At 38.7% G+C, this 15,316-nt stretch carries 19 protein-coding genes and 1 tRNA gene; 6 read left to right on the plus strand and 14 right to left on the minus strand.

The window, feature by feature from the left end; genetic code table 11:
- Positions 1 to 54: 54 nt before the first annotated feature.
- Positions 55 to 1,653 (plus strand): lysine--tRNA ligase, encoded by a 1,599-nt coding sequence (gene lysS / locus MRT15_RS02055; protein WP_304327452.1) that lies wholly within the window; start codon positions 55 to 57, stop codon positions 1,651 to 1,653.
- 5 nt (positions 1,654 to 1,658) lie between these two features.
- On the opposite strand, the gene MRT15_RS02060 is transcribed toward lysS, so the two are convergent.
- The 5 genes from MRT15_RS02060 to MRT15_RS02080 are packed head-to-tail and all read right to left on the minus strand — an operon-like array spanning position 1,659 to position 3,780.
- On the minus strand, positions 1,659 to 2,318 hold the full coding sequence (locus MRT15_RS02060; protein WP_304327454.1) for a hypothetical protein: 660 nt from the start codon (positions 2,316 to 2,318) through the stop codon (positions 1,659 to 1,661).
- Between the two features lie 2 nt (positions 2,319 to 2,320).
- Positions 2,321 to 2,704: a hypothetical protein gene (locus MRT15_RS02065; protein ID WP_304327456.1), complete on the minus strand. Its 384-nt coding sequence runs from the start codon at positions 2,702 to 2,704 to the stop codon at positions 2,321 to 2,323.
- A 3-nt stretch (positions 2,705 to 2,707) separates the two neighbouring features.
- Complete coding sequence (locus MRT15_RS02070; RefSeq protein WP_304327458.1) at positions 2,708 to 3,061, minus strand: hypothetical protein; 354 nt, start codon at positions 3,059 to 3,061, stop codon at positions 2,708 to 2,710.
- 2 nt (positions 3,062 to 3,063) lie between these two features.
- A complete protein-coding gene (locus tag MRT15_RS02075) occupies positions 3,064 to 3,507 on the minus strand; it encodes a hypothetical protein (RefSeq protein WP_304327459.1) in 444 nt (147 codons plus the stop codon).
- Positions 3,508 to 3,558: 51 nt separating this feature from the next.
- Positions 3,559 to 3,780, minus strand: coding sequence for a hypothetical protein (locus MRT15_RS02080; RefSeq protein WP_304327461.1), 222 nt, complete (start codon positions 3,778 to 3,780; stop codon positions 3,559 to 3,561).
- A 57-nt stretch (positions 3,781 to 3,837) separates the two neighbouring features.
- On the opposite strand from MRT15_RS02080, the gene MRT15_RS02085 reads away from it, so the two are divergent.
- Positions 3,838 to 4,641 carry an A24 family peptidase C-terminal domain-containing protein gene (locus MRT15_RS02085; RefSeq protein WP_304327463.1) on the plus strand — a complete coding sequence of 268 codons (804 nt, stop codon included), beginning with the start codon at positions 3,838 to 3,840 and terminating at the stop codon, positions 4,639 to 4,641.
- On the opposite strand, the gene MRT15_RS02090 is transcribed toward MRT15_RS02085, so the two are convergent.
- Positions 4,633 to 5,109 carry a DUF123 domain-containing protein gene (locus MRT15_RS02090; RefSeq protein ID WP_304327465.1) on the minus strand — a complete coding sequence of 159 codons (477 nt, stop codon included), beginning with the start codon at positions 5,107 to 5,109 and terminating at the stop codon, positions 4,633 to 4,635. The genes MRT15_RS02085 and MRT15_RS02090 overlap by 9 nt on opposite strands.
- Before the next feature lie 194 nt (positions 5,110 to 5,303).
- The gene (locus tag MRT15_RS02095; RefSeq protein WP_304327467.1) at positions 5,304 to 5,507 is read right to left on the minus strand and encodes a hypothetical protein; all 204 of its coding nucleotides are present in this window, start codon (positions 5,505 to 5,507) and stop codon (positions 5,304 to 5,306) included.
- 114 nt (positions 5,508 to 5,621) lie between these two features.
- On the opposite strand from MRT15_RS02095, the gene MRT15_RS02100 reads away from it, so the two are divergent.
- Entirely contained in the window at positions 5,622 to 5,930 is a 309-nt protein-coding gene (locus tag MRT15_RS02100; RefSeq protein ID WP_304327468.1) for a hypothetical protein, read from the plus strand.
- Positions 5,927 to 6,355 carry a DUF2286 domain-containing protein gene (locus tag MRT15_RS02105; protein WP_304327470.1) on the plus strand — a complete coding sequence of 143 codons (429 nt, stop codon included), beginning with the start codon at positions 5,927 to 5,929 and terminating at the stop codon, positions 6,353 to 6,355. Before MRT15_RS02100 ends, MRT15_RS02105 begins: the two co-directional genes overlap by 4 nt.
- A 2-nt stretch (positions 6,356 to 6,357) precedes the next feature.
- Here MRT15_RS02105 and MRT15_RS02110 read toward each other — a convergent pair whose 3' ends face one another.
- Together MRT15_RS02110 and MRT15_RS02115 are read right to left on the minus strand one after the other, a co-directional pair.
- Complete coding sequence (locus MRT15_RS02110; protein WP_304327472.1) at positions 6,358 to 6,744, minus strand: hypothetical protein; 387 nt, start codon at positions 6,742 to 6,744, stop codon at positions 6,358 to 6,360.
- A gap of 52 nt (positions 6,745 to 6,796) precedes the next feature.
- Positions 6,797 to 7,687, minus strand: coding sequence for a DUF483 domain-containing protein (locus tag MRT15_RS02115; protein WP_304327473.1), 891 nt, complete (start codon positions 7,685 to 7,687; stop codon positions 6,797 to 6,799).
- A gap of 62 nt (positions 7,688 to 7,749) precedes the next feature.
- Here MRT15_RS02115 and MRT15_RS02120 point away from each other — a divergent pair, with 62 nt between their 5' ends.
- Positions 7,750 to 8,121, plus strand: coding sequence for a hypothetical protein (locus MRT15_RS02120; RefSeq protein ID WP_304327475.1), 372 nt, complete (start codon positions 7,750 to 7,752; stop codon positions 8,119 to 8,121).
- Position 8,122: 1 nt separating this feature from the next.
- Here MRT15_RS02120 and MRT15_RS02125 read toward each other — a convergent pair whose 3' ends face one another.
- Both MRT15_RS02125 and MRT15_RS02130 read right to left on the minus strand, forming a co-directional pair.
- Positions 8,123 to 10,747 carry a DNA-directed DNA polymerase I gene (locus tag MRT15_RS02125; RefSeq protein WP_304327477.1) on the minus strand — a complete coding sequence of 875 codons (2,625 nt, stop codon included), beginning with the start codon at positions 10,745 to 10,747 and terminating at the stop codon, positions 8,123 to 8,125.
- Positions 10,725 to 10,946 (minus strand): hypothetical protein, encoded by a 222-nt coding sequence (locus MRT15_RS02130; RefSeq protein ID WP_304327479.1) that lies wholly within the window; start codon positions 10,944 to 10,946, stop codon positions 10,725 to 10,727. The genes MRT15_RS02125 and MRT15_RS02130 overlap by 23 nt, the downstream gene beginning before the upstream one ends.
- A gap of 607 nt (positions 10,947 to 11,553) precedes the next feature.
- Here MRT15_RS02130 and MRT15_RS02135 point away from each other — a divergent pair.
- Positions 11,554 to 11,907, plus strand: a complete 354-nt coding sequence (locus tag MRT15_RS02135) for a DUF5518 domain-containing protein (RefSeq protein ID WP_304327481.1) — start codon at positions 11,554 to 11,556, stop codon at positions 11,905 to 11,907.
- Positions 11,908 to 11,994: 87 nt separating this feature from the next.
- Here MRT15_RS02135 and MRT15_RS02140 read toward each other — a convergent pair whose 3' ends face one another.
- The 3 genes from MRT15_RS02140 to MRT15_RS02150 all read right to left on the minus strand — a co-directional run bounded on the left by MRT15_RS02140 (position 11,995) and on the right by MRT15_RS02150 (position 14,866).
- The gene (locus MRT15_RS02140) at positions 11,995 to 13,284 is read right to left on the minus strand and encodes a chloride channel protein (RefSeq protein WP_304327483.1); all 1,290 of its coding nucleotides are present in this window, start codon (positions 13,282 to 13,284) and stop codon (positions 11,995 to 11,997) included.
- Positions 13,285 to 13,424: 140 nt separating this feature from the next.
- Positions 13,425 to 14,615 carry an MFS transporter gene (locus tag MRT15_RS02145; RefSeq protein ID WP_304327484.1) on the minus strand — a complete coding sequence of 397 codons (1,191 nt, stop codon included), beginning with the start codon at positions 14,613 to 14,615 and terminating at the stop codon, positions 13,425 to 13,427.
- A gap of 176 nt (positions 14,616 to 14,791) precedes the next feature.
- A tRNA-Arg gene (locus tag MRT15_RS02150) sits at positions 14,792 to 14,866 on the minus strand.
- Between the last annotated feature and the right edge of the window lie 450 nt (positions 14,867 to 15,316).

Below are 15,316 nucleotides of genomic sequence, written 5' to 3' on the forward strand. Positions count from 1 at the left end.
CACACAAAATATATAAATCCAAAAGGAAACCCTAATGGTAATGGTGTAATTGGAATGCATGAAGTTGAAGTAAAACATTGGATAGATGTACTTGCAGAGCACCTAGCATCAAAAAACGTAAAGGAGCATGTAATAAATGGTGGAATGGCAGCTTCAGGGACTATACACATAGGTAAAACCCGTGGGGAAATATTCCTACAAGCAGCAGTTGCCAATAGACTTAGGAAGATGGGTAAAGAGGTAAAACACCTACTAGTAGTATACACACAAGACCCATTAAAAGCAAAACCACCACTAATAACAAAGGAATTTGAAGAGAAGTGGAAGGGGGTAAGGATACTCGACGTACCATGCCCAGTTGGATGTTGTGGAAATTGGGTTGAACATTGGATGACACCATTCTACAAATCATACAAAAAGTATGATCTAGGCGAAATAACCTTTGTGGAAACATCAAAAGTATATGAAATGAGGGAGATGATCGAAGTCATAAAGACATACATAAGGAAAAGGGATGCAGTTAGAGAAATACTAAATAGATTTAGGGGGCAGAAGTATGGGAAAGATTGGATACCATTCAAACCACTATGCCCAAAATGCAAAAACATATCCACAACGAAAGCTGTATCAGTAGACCTTGAAGCGGAAGAAGTAGAGTACGAATGCCCAAGATGTGGGAGTAAGGGGGTTGTGAAGTTAAATGAGGGGAAACTGGAATGGAGGTTGGAGTGGGCAGCACTATGGAAAGTTCTAAACGTAACCTTTGAACCATATGGGAAAGATCATGCAGCTGCAGGTGGAAGTAGAGATACATGTACAGCATTGGCAAAGGAGATACTTGAAATAGAACCGCCAGAAGGATTTCCATATGAATGGGTATACTTAAATGGGGAGGCAATGTCAAGTTCCGGAGGAATATCCTTCGACTTCGCAGAATGGGATAAAGTTGCAGACCCACATGTACTAAAATACTGGTACTATGTTTCGAAACCAATGACCCACCTGGAATTCTCAGTGAGCAAGATACCACAACTCTGCGAAGAATATGAGAAGGCTGAAAGGATATACTATGGATTGGAATCCTTGAAGGATAAGAAGGTTGAGAAGATAATTAAGAGGAGTTATGAGCTGGCGCACAATGAGAAGCCAAGCCCAGAAATGCCACTACAAATACCATACACATTTGCATTGGTGCTAGTACAAGTAACGCCAAGCGGAGAGAGACAAATTGAAGAAATAGTAAATAGGTTGATTAGAACTGGGCATTTAAAGGGATATCCAACGAGCGATCAATTGGAGCAGATAAAAATTGTGATGGATAGAGCAAAATACTATATTGAAAAATATGCACCAGAGAATCTTAAGATAAAAGTTCTAGATAAACTGCCAAAGGAAGTTATTGAAAGCATAAGTCCAAATGAAAGGGAGTATCTCGCTAAATTAGCTGATAGGATTTCAGGTAGAAAACCCACGCCAAAGGAGCTTGAAGCTGAAATATTAGAATGCGCAAAGGAAATGGGGATAGACACCAAGAAAGCATTCCAAACGATATATAAGATACTGATGGGGAGGGATAGTGGACCAAGACTTGCACCATTCATGCTAAGCTTAAATGAAGATTTCATAGTTAAGAGGCTTAAACTCCTAACATAAATGAATCAATGGCGAATACTGATTAAAGCCGTAATTCTAACACCCATAGAACTAGTAAAGTCCAAGAGAATCATCGATGGATAACCATTACCCTCAACATACAATTTAACATAACCCTCAGAACATTCAGAGTAATCAGGAACATTCACCCACGAGGAATTCATAAGAACATAGAAGGCCATATGTGATGGGTGAACTATACGTCCATTCTCAATAAATAAGTATTTCAAAGTGATCTGTGAAGCATTAACCCAACAATCAAGTACATGAAGGGATAAATTGTAACTTAAACTACGTGTAAGAGATATGCTACCAACACGAATCATAAATCTACAGAAGCAATAAATTTGGGAATCCGTGGAATTGTACTTGAAATTCGAAATAGTTGAGAAATGAAACTCATCAACACCAACAATAGATCTATACTTAAAGAGAACATCAGCCAAATTGCATATGGAAGAATTTATGAACATGGAGTTTAAGGGGTAATGTCTGAGGATACCTTGAAAATATTTATCCAAAAGATTGTTCAATACATGTAGATATAGGAATTCAATTTCGGGGAAGTGGGTTCTCCCTGAAGTGAGGGTGCAAGTGTAAGCTCCATAAAACAGTATCATTATTGAAATTATCAAAGAGAATATTAGGAATGCTTCACCCCTCAAAATCAACACCAAGAAATTGAAATTATGAAGAAACCATAATTGGAATAGAAATAATAGTAGAGGCTTCTACTAAAAGATGCACCCTCAGGATGCTTAAACAAAACAACACCACTAAAACCATCAATAACGGTCATCCCGAAATTCAAATTTAAAACGGATTTTAAGGCATTGTAAAGCTTCATGTAATCCCCACACCTAAATATTTCATCCAAATAGCCCGATCTATCCAGCGATAACATAAAAGATAAAAACTTAACATCATTATCGATTTCATCACTTGATGTGGGGATATACTTTGAAACTAAACTGTATGATATTAGTAGGGATGATAGGAGGATTACAGCTGATAAGAATGCTTCAAGGGAGAACATAGCCCCAACCCTCAAACCCTACACCCCAGGAACCCCAACAAAATACACTCTACCATTAAACTCAATGAAAATTGGATGGGAAAGTTCCGGTAAATATTCACCCCCATAAACATTGTACTCCAAAAGAATTATTGAGAATTTACAGTTTAAACCTTCAAAATCATATTGTAATCTAAACTCATGTAGGGATTCATTTAAAGGCATTCTAGAATTTATAAGATTTATTTCAACACCACTAACAATAATGGATTTACAAGACTCATCAATACTCCTATAAACATAATTGCCAACTAAAACCATATTGTGGAGGGAGAAGAATAGGGCTGATAATAGGATTATAATGGAGAATGAGAATTCAATGGTTTCAGACATGCCTAACCACCATGAATTGAAATCTCAATGATCCCACCATAACACTTCAACTTCAAAATTATAGTGCCACCATAAACTTTCAGATAAGACTCTGAAACCCTAACATATGGTGGCAAACTGATCGAGTAAGCTGATTCACCTTCACCAACAATTATAACTCCACAACCATCATTATTGACGAGACTCAAAACATATGGGGATGAGGATAGCCTATAGGGGAGTGTAATTTTCAATTCAACATCCTCAACCCCAGAATAACTTGCTAAACTAAGCATTCCATTGATGGATGAATATATTAATGCGCATGTAAGCTTATTACTTTCAAACTTAAGCCTATCAACACCACCATAAACTATTATACCAAAATAGTATGTAAATGATGAGCAGACTATAATTGAGATGACCAGTAACAGTGAGAATTCAACACTCTTAAATTCAACCACCATTTAAACGATTCAAAATGGTATTTAAAGGCGATTCAAAGAATTCTTATGCAACTATTTTATTGGAAATTCATGTCCACATCTTGGACATTTAGCATATCCACATGAACCTAGAACCGAATACTCACATCCACTACATGAAAATGTTCTGGAATACGTTAAATCGAACTTATACCCACAATTTGGGCAAATGAGTACTCTAGAGCTGCCAGACTTAAACCTCAAACCCCCACACCAATATGCAGATTGGTAGAATCTTAAAGATAAATCTTTCACAAATCCACTTAGACATTATTAATATATGAAGTTCAAGAATAATACTTTGAGAATTAAATGATGAACGAGATATACTACGCTAGATTCATAATTGCAGCAATAGGATTAACCATATCATCATGGCAAGATTGGAAGAGTAGGGAGATAAATGATTTGATATGGGTTTTCATGGCAGCCTCCGGAACACCATTATTCATCTATGAAGCATACGTTAAAGGGTTTGGACTCTGGATTATGCTCTCAGCCACATCTATACTTTTCTCCATATTAACTGGATTGACACTATACAAACTGGACTTCTTCGGTGGGGCAGATGCAAAAGCACTAATATCCCTAAGCATACTGATACCAGTAATGCCTGAGGAACTATCCATAAAACTCAATACTCACCCAATAACATCAATATCCATATTCAACAACTCAATACTACTATCCACAATACCAGCAATATACCTGCTATTAAGGAATACATGTAGAGTGGCAATGGGTGAGAATATATTTACAGGATTGGAGGGGGAGAGTGTATTTAAGAAGATCTTGGCAATGATGACTGGATACAAGATAAGGTTAAGTGAACTTAAGGGCAAGAAATTCCTATACCCAATGGAGGAAGTAAAAGTGGAGGATGGAATTGTTAAGAGGAGGTTGAGTATAAGGGTTGGAGCATCATTAAGTGAAGAGAGGTTGGAAGATATAGTAAAGCTTTATGATAATGGAATATTAGAGGGGGATGTATGGGTTACCCCAGCTCTACCACTAATAATATTCATAGCCATAGGCACACTCATAACCTTCACATATGGAGACATCGTAATGAAATTTATGCACATCATAGGCGGTATGCGACTCGGTTCAAGATAAAAGTATTTTTATTGGATTTAAACCCAAATCAACATATAATTTGCATATGGAATCCAACAATTCAAAATAATTCATGGATTCAAAATAATGTAGATGACTTGGGCATCTACAGTCGGAGCATCCGAAACCAATTATTGGAATACCATTGAGTGTTTTAAGTATGGCTTCAGCCACGGCACATTCAACCCTAAAATCACTATGGGATGCGCATAAACCCTTCACATTAACCAAATCCATTGACAATAAGTAGTCCACATGCCACCTCAACTTCTTACCATACCTCCTCAAATGTCTTAAAACCCTATTATACAAACCAAACCTCCTATTGAGAGCCGAACCAGTATAAGTGTACAAGCCAGCTCTAAAGTGAATTAAACCCATACGACCAACATTAACGCTGAAATCCCCTGAAGCAAGAACTATAAGTGTGTAAGTTCCACCATCAAGGGGTTTAAGCTCCTCCAGCAACCCATGAAACACTAAATTAATTAGTGTGATACCAATAAATAAGTTATCGGGCTATGAGGAGGAACTCGGGTTCTGAATTTAATGAAGACGTTAGACCATCTGAGCCTGCGCAACGATGAATAATGGGACAAAGCGCTGATAAATGATGAAGCCGCTATAAATGAGTTGCGCAATTAAATGTTTATTAGAGAGAATCATTTGGGGGTAAACTCTTTTGGTTTGATCCAAGCATATCTGGTGGGGGTACTCTTAATTATCTCAAATATCTGCTCCCAAGTTAAATTATACTTCTTAGCAAGCTCATCAAAAGTATAGTTGTAATGCACCCATTCATAGAAGATCCTATGCTTCAAATCTTCAGGGATGCTTGAAACATCTGAAGCGCCACCCTCACTCATACAAACCACAAAGTGAATGATGTATTATGGAGGTAAATAATGTTTTCGCAACCTTAAACCAACAAAGATAAATATTTGTCTTTGACTTTAAGCATTAGGCAAGGTGTAAATTAGATGACCGCTAAGAAGATAATTGTGGTTTCAGCATCATGGGAGGAAGCTTCAAAATACGTTAAGAAGGCTGTATCTGAATTGGCTAAAGAGAGGGGGTTTGAAGTGGAGTTTAAAGAGGAAGACTACGAATTCCTAGATAAATATGGTGTGAAGAATGAGTATGGTGGTATAGATATACCACAAGTATTCATACAAGATGAGGAGGGAGTGAAGTACGTAATGTCCAGAGTGCCATTAAATGAAAGGGGGCAACCAGACGTGAATGCAGCTAAGAAGATAATTCTTGAAGCTATGGGTGAAAAGGTTTGAAGAGCATAGTAATACTCTCCGAGAATGGAAATGCCAAGATATATAAGGAGATGGACTTAGACCTAGATAAAGCTGTAAAGGAGATGGCTAAGGAAGCTATGGAGTTATGGGATAGCAGTAAATCAGACTTCATAATAATAAGAGACAGCTATCCAATGGAGATAAAGCTACCATTGACTAATGAGGAATATGAAGTATATTCAAAATTGAGTATTCAGAGAACACAGCAGAAGACAGTTATAGTTGAGCTACCAATATACGTAATATCATTCGACAATGAATGGTTTGACGACGAATATAAGGATAACAAGGTATTTATAGTAACCATTGGAGCTCCATTTAGGGAGGAAGCTAAGAAGGAGATAATGGATTGGTGCAGTGAAATGACCTCAAAAGAGGCTAAGGAAGAAGAGGAGGAAGAGTGAATTCAACTACCAAAAATCCAAAATCTTTTCTTCCTATCAGTGGATGATGAAGCCAACTGTTTAGCCCTCTTCTTAGCCTCCTTAGCAGCCCTCTCCTTCTCCTTCTCAATCTCCACAAGCTCCTCAATTCTCTTAATAAGCTCCTCAACTGCAGACCTATCGTGGAAGAGTGCTGTTATCTCATCAACTATTGGATTTGTGGTTATTGCTTTAATGTAGGGGAATAGGTAGAATATAGCCATTTCAGCTCCAATAAAGCTTAATGGCTTAAAAGTTTCGAGAAGCATTATCGCGGGGGTTTCAAGACCACGTTTAACTATCTCTGTGGCAATTTTATCTATAAGCTCCTTCTTTCTCTCAGGTGTTAATTCTAAATTTACATATGCCAATTACAAGCACCCATAAATATTTAGTTTAAACATAGGATAATTAACTTTTCCATCATGTATGCATGAGTAGGTCTTTAAGTCTAGACTCAGCTGATTGCCTATAAGACCTAATTACCTCAGGGAAGTTTTCAGCAGTATTAACGTTTTCCTCTAGGATAGCATAATATTTTTGATGAGCTCCTGGAATATTATCCCTTAAAGCCTCATACAATTTCATTCCAATTTCAGCAGCCTTCTCACATTTAGGGTCATGGGGTATAAAGTTGCTTGAGAAGAATGAGAAAACATTTGGCTTATCCCCAGATCTCCTCAAATTCTTAATCTGCTCAGATATCCTACCCTCAACATATATGCCTGAAGCCCTCTCCTCAGCATACCTCTTAATACAACACTCAGGATACCCAAGTATACTCCCAAGTTCACTAACAAACTTTGAGGAAAGCTCCTCAGGATACGCCAGTAGGGATGGTGGTAAAGTGATGGTTTGCATCTGATATATTGCCTTCCTAATCTCCCTCCTAATATAAAATAAATTCTTCAACCTCTTACCCACACTCTTATCCTTAAATAGATATACTTCACATATGCTTGGCCTAACCTTATCCATCTCCATCCTCAAACCAAGCTTCTTAGCCCAATACTCATGAGCCTTAAATACATCGGAATCCAAAACATACTTCTTAAACAATTCATCAATCTTCTTCCTCAACTCAATTATCAACTCCCCCCTCAACTGTATATCCCTAGTGGACATTATCAAAGCCAAATCATCCTTACATTCAAGATCAATCTTAGCGCCAATCTCCCTAGCATTTGGAAGTTCTGCAATCATGGTGAAGAAGGATGCTGGCCTAACATCAAAATAAACTGAAAGATAGTCTTCAAATTTAACCCTATCCAGAATACGTTTATCCTCCATAAATGACTTCAACAATTCACTCATGGAATCACCAAAATACTCATATAAAAATTGCATAAACATGTAAATAAGTGTTGGGGGTTTTAATGGAGGGTAGAATGCCAAGATTAGAAGAGTATGCTGCAAGCGCATTCCTTGCAGATGCACCTGGATGGCTCATAATATCCCTAATATCATACATCACGGAATATATGAAGGAATTATTGTCAGCTGCGGAAGCAATAATAGTGACCACATTCCTAATATCAACAGCAATTTCAAGCTACCTAATATGTAGAGTGGCATATAGGGATAGGATGAAGATTGGTTTAACCATTGGATTAACATCTGTAATGTTGAACATACTTTTCCTATCAATTTTCGGCAGAATGCCAATATCCCTCGTAATAGAACTTTTAATTGTCCAAGTATTTGGGGGAACTTTGGGAGCATATGTGGTGGAGAGAAGAGCATCTTAAACTACTTCTTGGAGAAGAATTTATCAAGACTTCTAACCCCAAATATCTCATCCAAATTTATCCCTATAGCTTCAAGAATCTGCCTCAAGGTAGTCTCCATATGCCCAACATATTTATCCACATCAATCTCATCAATCCTGGCAAGTTGAACAGGTTTAACCCCCATCTCCCCCTTAACCTTAACATATGATATTATGTCTCCAGCTCCAAGCTTCCTAGATTGAAACTTCTCAAGAAGCTTTGCAGCCTTAACATGCTGGGGGGTGGTTTTAACGTAGTGATCAAGATCCCTTGAAAGCTTAACTCTAAATGCAAGGTCATCGAGGTTGAGCTCCCTACACTTCAACTTAACATAATAATCTCTAACCACACTCCTAATCTTCAATTTAGCCTCCTCGAAATCCCTTGGACTCTGAACTTTCCCAAGTATTTCCACAACATCCATGAATAGCTTCTTCAAGAATTCAGGTGTATTCCTCTTCTTACCCACAAGACCCTTAACGTCCACGGAACCATCATTGAATACACCTAGATAATTCTTCTTAAGACCTGAAAATGTAACGTACCTGTAAACTTTATCCACATCCAAATCTATCTTAAACTCGCCAATAGACCAATCTATCAAGCGTTTAACTTGATCTTGTGTTGGTTGATGTAGGAATATGCTGTCGGTATCGCCGTAGAGTACATCAACGCCGAGAGCTTTAGCCTTCTCAATGGTCTTGGAAATCACATATCTACCGATGGCAGTAATGCTCTCAGCCACAGGTGGACAGTATAATGGGAAATTCTCATCCCCCATAACTCCATAACTGGCATTGAGGAAGACCTTTAAACCCTGCTCCACAACGGAATACCAAGTCCTCACGGTGGGATCTAAACTTTTATCCTTAGCCTTAGGTTTAAACCAGTAAACCCTCATATTCCTAAGCATCCCAATTATGGTTGAGGAGAGCCCCCTCCTCTTAGTGCATATCCAATGTGGAAGTTCCGGAACCTTATTACTTCTACATTCCTCATGTGGACAATTTATAGTCTCATATGATAAATTCCACCTATATAGCACTGATGGATATAGGGATGCGAAATCCAGCACGGTAACGTTGAAGTATATTCCAGGCTTAGGTTCAATCACCATAGCCCCCATATACTTCTTACCCTTAATTAAAGCCCTAGTTACTGAAACCCCCTTAGCTGCAATTATATCTTCCTTTGATGGTATCAAGTAATTCCTCCTCCTATGCTCATAATAGAGCATATTCCTAATCCAAACTGAAACCCCCCTCCTAACAACATCACCCATACTAAGCTTACTAATCCTCATCAACAGCATTATCAACTTCATAACAATTCCATCATTGAAGGATGTTAAATTGAGGGTTATCTCAGCATCCCTAAAACAGTAGGCTGCTAAATCATAGTAGGATAGATCACTTATCAACCTATCCAAAGTTATCTTCCCAACACCCAGAAGCGATGTAGCCACAGCATCGAGGGTTGCATCCTTATACCTATTCCCAAAAGCGTAAACTTGAATAGACCTATTACTGAAGAACTTATACAAATCTATATGAACCCCTGGAACTACATCAACATAATTCCTCCCCATGGCAAGAGGGATCTCTTCACGCTTAATACCAATATTTGCAGCTCTATGCCTAAGATAGTTTAAATCGAAATCATCACCATTAAATGTGACTATTATTGGGTATGAAGTGATGAGCTTGAAAACTTCACGCAACATCACCCCCTCATCCTCAAAGAACTTTATCTCAACATCTCCGGGGAGAGTTTTAGGTTTAACACCCTCATCAATCCCCTCCCTCTTAAGCATGAAAACCCTCTTCAAACCATTGGATGAAACGCAGGAAATGCATATAACTGGATCCTCAGCCTTAGAGGGTTCAGGAATCCTATTAGCTGTGGAGAGAACCTCAATATCTATGGCCAATCTAGGTATATCTGGAACTGGAATTAGGAATAATGGAAGCCAATCCTTAACGCAATCCAAAACCTCCTTAGGCTCACCATTAAAGAACTTCAGTATTTCTGAAGCTACATCCTTGGGAAACTCCATGGGTGCAGGCTTCAAATCCCCATTCACAACCATATAGTAAAGACCTGGAATTAATCCAGAATCATAAATGTAACAATTGTTGTATGGAATCCTATCCTCCCAAGCCTTTGGAAGAATCTCCCTAATACTCCTCCTCCTACCACCAATAGAGAGAGGGTCTGATGCAACTATCTTGGAGAACTTTAAAACCCTATCCCTAAGGGGATCATACTTCTCAACCTCATAAACCCCCCTAAACCCCTTATGCACTGCAACAGCATGCCTCTTAACCTGATCAGGAGTTAGATCTGTTAGGCAGTATGGCATGTGCCCAGTATTATCATGCCAATAATATATCTTACCATTGGATGGATCGTATAGTTTACATAAAGCCTTACCCACAGAACCATCATACATGACTGCAAGCAATACGCATGGACCAGTATTCTTAGGCTCCTCAACACTTATGGGAACTACCTCAAGCTCCTCCTCTTCAAAGGATTCCCTAAACTCCTCCTCTTCCTCCTCAGAGGGCTCCTCAACCCTCTCATCCAAACCTCCAACGCTCATACATCCTCTCCTTCCTCAAAACCTTCTTAACAGCCTTATAATGCTCTTCACACAAATACACTCTACGAGCAGAATCCGATGAAAGTTTAAATCCAAGCTTTGAAAGTGCATTGGAAACCTCCCTAACAGATAATGAGTGGGAAGCATTATTCACACATCCAGCAATACTACAACCAACACCCCTATCAATCTTACCCAAACACAATACACCAAATATAGAATAGTGAAGTGGGAGCTATAAATGTATAGCCCAGAAACCATAATCAACAGGGATCGCCATTATTATAAGCTTAAAAGTTGAGAATCATTTCCAACCATATTCCACCAACATGAAACAAATGTAAATAATATAAACGCTCTAAAGCATTATTTACCTAAAATATAAACTGACGACAACATACATCGATATATCCTCATGCTTATTCAATACCCCTTTAGTGAGATACTCCACGACTGAAGTCGCGGGGCTTCCAGCGTTTATAGGTGGCTTTACGCCATTCCCCTCATTTGCTGGTTTGGGGGCTCACATCTCCCCCATCCCATAGAACATATTACCCTATGGGCTAAACTTCCATTTCACCTCAGCTTGAAGCTTCACTGGTCATTGCAACATGCTTAAATACTCCTCACTCTTTCCATTTATTTAAACCTTGCCCATTCACTCGCAGAGCCTAGAGCTCTAGGTTTTCTGGGCATCCATTTTATAACGTCAATTCATTTCAAATTAAACCAAGTTTATATAATGGAACTTTTTATGGAAAAATTAAATAATTTGCAAAATAAAATTTGTGTTCGATGCACTGGAAATGTTGAAACTCATTTATGATGAATATGGAGGAATAGGTACTGGTATTGCTGCAGGTATTGCCTTAATGATCATTTTCGGATGGATACCAATTATAGGTCCAATCACAGCCGGTATGGTTGCAGGAATCCTTACTAAGGACGATGCTGGCAGAGGCGCTTTAGCAGGATTTCTAAGCGGTGTAATTGGGGCAACAATAGAAAGTGTTTTGTTAACAACCTTAGGATTCGCATTCCTTGGATCCTTAGGGGCCTTTATTGGAGGATTAGCAAGCTTAACTGCATTAATCTCCCTCCCCCTATTCGGACTGATAGGCGGATTAATAGGTGGAGTAATGGTAAGGAGGAAGAGATAACACGTCAAAAATCCCCATTTTTCTCCATCTTCAAAAATGAATTAGCAAATATGTTAAGATAACTACTCATATTTAGGGAGAAGAGCATTAAAAAGAATGCTTATCCATGGAAGCATGGGGTATGCCAGCATCAACTTTACTTGTAAGTTGACTTTTATAGAAAGATCTACTTCCTGTGAGGAAGTAACTTATTGAGGAGGAGATTAATGCAAGTATTATGGAACTTGGACCTACAGTTTCAGCGATTAGGGATATGCTTGTCAATAAGCTCTTACTAGTTGCAGCCAGTAGGGCGCTCATAGCCAATGTTACATATAAGATTGTTGGTTTGAGTCCCATTATCTGCGCATAAATCAGCCCAAGGGTTCCACCAACATAAATTGATGGAACGAAAAGCCCACCACTCCCACCGAAATTCAAGGTTAGACTTGTAGCTAAAATTTTGAGTATTAAAACTGCAATTAAAGTTGTAATGGATAAGCGCCCCAAATCCGTTGTAATTATCTTGTGGATGAAATCATAGCCAAGCCAAAGAACTTCCAGATGGAAAAACCCTATTAAGCCAAGCATCAATCCAGCAAATACACACATTAAAAGTGGAGGGATTCTCATGGACAGCCACATGCTCAAAGCATTCATTTTCTCAAATATTCCCATAAATGCCAAAGCAACAAAGGCTGTCAAAACACCTATAGAGATTGCATGCATAAGTGTGGGGAAAGTTGGCGTTACAAGTGTGGACGATGAGAAAATAGTTTCAGTCCCAAGAGTCATGGCTGAAGTGAAGTAAGCGGTAACTGAAGCTATTGAAGCTGGAACGAAAACTTCAGTTTCAACATCCCTCCTATATGGTATCTCAAGTGCAAACAATATTCCAGTTAATGGAGCTTTAAATATGGCTGAGAACCCTGCAGCGGCACCACATAAAAACAAGGCCTTTACATCCTTCTGACTTAACCCCAGCCTCCTAGTAATGAAAGAGGAAATTCCACCTCCAAGTAGGAGGCTCGGCCCCTCCAACCCTGCACTTCCACCAAAACCTATGGTTATTGCTGAAGCCAGAGTTTTACTTACAGTATCCCTCAAACTTACAAAGCCGCTTTTATGATGATACCTCTCAATTACAAGTTCAGTTCCACATCCGCACCCCTTACTATCTGCAAAGAATTTTACAGTTAAGTATCCACCAAGAATTGCGATAACCGTGGAGGCGAAAATGAAAATTGGATCAAAATTTACTATCAACAGTGAAACATGGTTTAAGATTCTATATATGCAGACCATGACAAATACAGCTAAACCAATCACAAAACCTAAGAGTATAGGCAAAAGCCAATACTTTTCCAACTCGAGAAATCTTCCACGGCAAAACGTCAATGCCACTCACCTAAAAAGCCAATTCAAAACAAGTTGGGAGATATAAGGATTCCGTTCTAGTCCAGCGTTAACTTTCATCCCTTCACTCTCATACCCCTTGACCACTATTACTAAACGATGTTACATACGTCTTCCTAGCATCATTTACCTCTGAAATCTTTAAATCGTTTCACGGTAATGAGCAGTATTATGAGTGCTATTGATTCAATAGATATAGTGAATAATGATAGGTAGCTGGTGAGATTTTGGTAGAGATAACCATAAGCTATTGTTCCAGCCATCCAAGCTGTCCCATAAAATAAGCCGAAAACACCATAACCATATGCCCTCCCCTCAGGTGGTAAGATGTCGGCTATTGCTGCACGTGCAGTGCTCTCATATATCCCCATCACAACACCCCAAAAGATACTTGCAAACAACACTGAAGCAAAACTTTTCATAAAGATCATTGGAACTATCAATGCAGCGGATACTGGCGTTATGAGTAATGATACTAAACCAATTTTATCATATATCAATCCAACTGGAAATGCTAGGAGGCCATCAACAAGCATGGCTACTAGGTACATTGTGGATATCAGATAATCGGGTAGTATGTTTTCTGCCTTAAAGATATATGACACATTAATCCAATGAATGAAGCCAAAGGCCACAATAGACATAGAAATAGTATAAAGCCAGAAAACATCATTGAGAACAGCTCCACTCTTTGAAAGTGGAATAGCCTTCTCAGCCGCCTTAACCCTAGGATATTTCATATATGCACCCAAGAGAAATAGTATAGAAGCCATTGCTGGCAACGCTAATACTAGAAAAGCCAATGCGTAACTATTGCTTCTAAAGAGTACCACTGAAACTATTAAGGGTCCTAAAACTGCTCCTGCTTGATCAAGAGCTTCATGAAGTCCAAAAGCTTTACCCCTACCAATCTCCTCAGTAACTTCCGATAATATAACATCTCTAGTAGGTGTCCTTAACCCCTTACCCATCCTCTCTAGGAATATGAGGAGGATTGCCATTTGCCATTGGCCGGAGAAGGCTAGGAGGGGGACAACCATCAAATTTAATATATAACCCATAAAGGTTAATCCCCAATAACCTTTACTTGACTTAAAATATCCTGCCAAAATACCACTAACAAATCTCATGATGTATCCTAAAAACTCACCAATACTGGCTAAGCTTGCAAAAACAGCGGTGGCGCTAAGCACTTCTAAGTATGCTCCGGAAATAGACCTAGCCCCCTCATAAGTCATATCAGCGAAAAGAGAGACTAGGGATAGCAAAATAAACGTTATTAAAGATGCCCTACTTAGATTTCGAAAGCCCATCTTCAACCCCCAACTAAATTTATAATAATAGGGAGTCTACCCTTTGACTTAAATTATTTTCTACCAAACTCTCTTCCCCATATAAATAGAGGCGTTACAGTAGATAGGGCGATAACAATATGTAAAAAAATTTAAAAATCAAGAGTAACTGTTGAAAATTGAAATTTAATTGGATGCGGGCCCGCCGGGATTTGAACCCGGGACCCCTGGCTCCGGAGGCCAGTGCTCTATCCAAACTGAGCTACGGGCCCAAATTTCCCCTATCCTCCTATTCATATATATTCTTCCCCCATATTTCCTAGATAATCCTAGGAAAGCTTAGTTGCAAATTTTTGAAAATTATGTAGTATAGTTCTGAGATTTCATTGCCTAAGTTTTCCAATCCCCATAGAATACCATATGTCAGGCAAGAGAATTAGATTCGTTTGGTAATGAAGAACTTATTAAACAATATATCTTTGAAAAATGCAGTTGACATGTTGCTTATACTGCAGGATTAAAGCTTCCATTAAATGCTATTATAACGGGGGTAGGATAAGTTCTGCTAAGCCGCATACTTACAGCAAAAACCGAGTTGCAGCGGAGAAATGCATTAAAATCCACTTCTGCCAATTACAAATATTTTGCACTTTGCACTAGGAAGTTTTAAATTCATGGAATAAGATAGTGGTTAAAATATGAGGGGGAAATTTCCCAATACT

Source organism: Candidatus Culexarchaeum yellowstonense, from assembly GCF_024707025.1.
Lineage (GTDB): Archaea > Thermoproteota > Methanomethylicia > Culexarchaeales > Culexarchaeaceae > Culexarchaeum.

Bases quoted from the DNA above. Each gene is read 5' to 3' on its own strand.
- lysS (WP_304327452.1), top strand. From the start codon at position 55: ATGCATGAAGTTGAAGTAAAACATTGGATAGATGTACTTGCAGAGCAC.
- MRT15_RS02070 (WP_304327458.1), bottom strand. From the start codon at position 3,061: ATGTCTGAAACCATTGAATTCTCATTCTCCATTATAATCCTATTATCA.
- MRT15_RS02075 (WP_304327459.1), bottom strand. From the start codon at position 3,507: ATGGTGGTTGAATTTAAGAGTGTTGAATTCTCACTGTTACTGGTCATC.
- MRT15_RS02085 (WP_304327463.1), top strand. From the start codon at position 3,838: ATGATGAACGAGATATACTACGCTAGATTCATAATTGCAGCAATAGGA.
- MRT15_RS02095 (WP_304327467.1), bottom strand. From the start codon at position 5,507: ATGAGTGAGGGTGGCGCTTCAGATGTTTCAAGCATCCCTGAAGATTTG.
- MRT15_RS02100 (WP_304327468.1), top strand. From the start codon at position 5,622: ATGACCGCTAAGAAGATAATTGTGGTTTCAGCATCATGGGAGGAAGCT.
- MRT15_RS02115 (WP_304327473.1), bottom strand. From the start codon at position 7,687: ATGAGTGAATTGTTGAAGTCATTTATGGAGGATAAACGTATTCTGGAT.
- MRT15_RS02120 (WP_304327475.1), top strand. From the start codon at position 7,750: ATGGAGGGTAGAATGCCAAGATTAGAAGAGTATGCTGCAAGCGCATTC.
- MRT15_RS02125 (WP_304327477.1), bottom strand. From the start codon at position 10,747: ATGAGCGTTGGAGGTTTGGATGAGAGGGTTGAGGAGCCCTCTGAGGAG.
- MRT15_RS02135 (WP_304327481.1), top strand. From the start codon at position 11,554: ATGTTGAAACTCATTTATGATGAATATGGAGGAATAGGTACTGGTATT.
- MRT15_RS02145 (WP_304327484.1), bottom strand. From the start codon at position 14,615: ATGGGCTTTCGAAATCTAAGTAGGGCATCTTTAATAACGTTTATTTTG.